At 79.0% G+C, this 2,251-nt stretch carries 3 protein-coding genes; all 3 read right to left on the reverse strand.

What is annotated here, in order from left to right; genetic code table 11:
• Positions 1–131 precede the first annotated feature (131 nt).
• The 3 genes from AC5FZL_RS16475 to AC5FZL_RS16485 are packed head-to-tail and all read right to left on the reverse strand — an operon-like array spanning position 132 to position 2,115.
• Entirely contained in the window at positions 132–1,130 is a 999-nt protein-coding gene (locus tag AC5FZL_RS16475; RefSeq protein WP_493619959.1) for a DUF8094 domain-containing protein, read from the reverse strand.
• On the reverse strand, positions 1,130–1,798 hold the full coding sequence (locus AC5FZL_RS16480) for a hypothetical protein (protein WP_493619960.1): 669 nt from the start codon (positions 1,796–1,798) through the stop codon (positions 1,130–1,132). The genes AC5FZL_RS16475 and AC5FZL_RS16480 overlap by 1 nt, the downstream gene beginning before the upstream one ends.
• Positions 1,795–2,115, reverse strand: a complete 321-nt coding sequence (locus AC5FZL_RS16485; protein WP_493619961.1) for a thiamine-binding protein — start codon at positions 2,113–2,115, stop codon at positions 1,795–1,797. The genes AC5FZL_RS16480 and AC5FZL_RS16485 overlap by 4 nt, the downstream gene beginning before the upstream one ends.
• Between the last annotated feature and the right edge of the window lie 136 nt (positions 2,116–2,251).

The following is a 2,251-nucleotide window of genomic DNA, read 5'->3' on the forward strand; positions in this document are numbered from 1 at the left end:
GCAGGTCGAGCCGCGGGCCGGGGCGGCCCGCGGGGGAGGCAGGAGTGCTCATGGCTCCATCTTCGCGCACCCCGCCGAGGGGGGCGCCAGCCCGGTCCGGACGCCGGTCAGGGCGCCGGTCAGCGCACCGGTCAGCGCACCTCGACCGCGACGACGCCGCGGTTGCCGGCCAGGAGCCGCAGCGGCTCGGTGCTGCCCTCCGGCGGCACGGCGAGGACGAGGACCTCGGCGGTGCGCACCGTGGAGCCGGCGGCGTCGGGGCGCCCGGCCAGCGCCGCGACCTCCGGCGGCAGCACCTGCCGGATCCCCGGTGCGTTCGGCGTGAAGGTGCGCGAGCCGTCCAGCACCCCGACCACGAGCGCGCCGCCGTCCGCGGTGCGCAGCGACCACACCTCACCGGCCCGGGGGGCGTGGGAGGTGGCGTAGCCGTAGTACTGGCCCACCGCCGTGCGCTCTGCGTCGGCCTCCGCCAGCACCTGCTGGCGGAAGATGTCGTCGGCCGTGGTGGCGGCCCACTGGCTCTGGCCCCCGGCGGTCAGCACGTCGGCGTAGCGGGCCACGGCGTCCGCCGGGGTCATCACGAGCCCCTCGGCGGAGTCGGCAGGCACGGGCACCGCCAGCTCGTCCTCGGTGTCCAGCTCCGGCAGCGTGGTGCCCGGCAGCAGGGTCGCCGCGGCGGTCAGCCGGTAGGGGTCGCGCGCGGCGCCCTGCGCGAGGACCGAGACCTGCGGGACGTCGGTCTCCGAGGCGCGGGTCACCGCGAGGAACCAGCGCGGCCACTCCCCCGCCGGCGGCACGGCCTCGAGGAGCGCCTCACCGCCGAGCGCGGCGGGCTCGGGCGCGGTCGGCACGGCGGTGCGCACGGTGTAGCCGGCCTGGCGCAGCGACAGGGCCGCCCCCTGCAGGCGCGGGGCCAGCGCGGCGGCGTCCTGCGCGGCGTCGCCGGCCTCCACTGCCTCCTCGAGCCCGGTGAGCACCCGGTCGACCTGCGCGTCCTCCAGCGCCGGCAGCGGGTCGGCCTGCGGCTGCGGCCGCGGCTCGGGCACGGGCGTGGAGCAGCCGGTCAGGCCGGCGCCGACCCCCAGGAGCAGGGCCGCAGCGGCGACGCGGCGGGCGGTGGTGGTCCTCATCAGCTCTTCCCGGGAGTGCGCGAGGTGGGACGGGAGGGAGCGGGCACGCGCTCGGCCAGCCGCGCGGCCCGGTCGCCGTAGCGGGCCAGGAGCAGCGGCAGGGCTCCCAGGACCAGGGCCGCGGCGCCGAGGACCAGCAGCGGCAGCGCCCACCCCGGCGTCGTCGGCTCGTCCCAGGTGAGGGTCAGGGCGGGAGCGGGGGTGCTGCCGTCGCCGGCCGCCAGGAGCAGCCAGGCGCCCGGCTCGGGGTCGTACTCCAGGGAGGCGCTGCCGTCGCCGGCGTCCTGCGCCACCCACAGGTCCGAGCCCGCGGGGTCCGGCGTGGTGGGCTCGCCCTCGGTGGTCGAGACGGCCACCTCGGTGGCCGAGGTGAGCCGGGTGACGGTCGTGTGCGCCGCAGCGCCGACCCAGGCCGTGACGTCGTCCTCGCGGCCGACGGCGAGGCGCACCGGCCCCTCGCCGCGGGCGCTGACCCGCACCGGCCCGGGACGGCTCTCCAGCAGGCCGGGTGCGGTGACCACCACGGGTGCGGCGCTGGGAGCGGGCGCGGTGGCGCTCACCGCGGTGGTCGGGCGGGCGACCGTCATCACGGCGACGGCGACCAGCACGGCCACGAGGCCGAGGACCGCCAGCACCGCCCCCGCCCGGCGCAGCGCGGGCCGGGTCACTGCCCGCGCCCCGGCTCGCCCTCGGCGCGCTCCACGGCGGCCTCGAGCCGGTCGAGCTTGGCCTGCATCTCCCCGGTGCGCCCGGGGCGGATGTCGGCCTTGAGCACGAGGGAGACCCTCTCGCCGTGCTGCCCGACCGCCTCGCAGGCGCGCCGGACGACGTCCAGGCACTCCTCCCACTCGCCCTCGATCGTGGTGAACATCGCGTCGGTGCGGTGCGGCAGACCGCTGGCGCGCACGACCCGGACGGCGTCGGCGACCGCGGCGGCGACCGAGTCGCCGGTACCGCTGGGGGCGACGGAGAAGGCGACGAGCATGGGCTCCACTGTAGGCAGGCACCGCGGCGAGGCCCACTCCGGCGCGGTCTGCGGCGGTGTGCGGGCGCCCTGGGCGGGGACGCCCCGACCCGGTACGGTCCCGCTCGTGCGAGGCCCCGCTGAGAGGGTGCCGAGC

This window comes from Quadrisphaera sp. DVD1 (assembly GCF_058932755.1).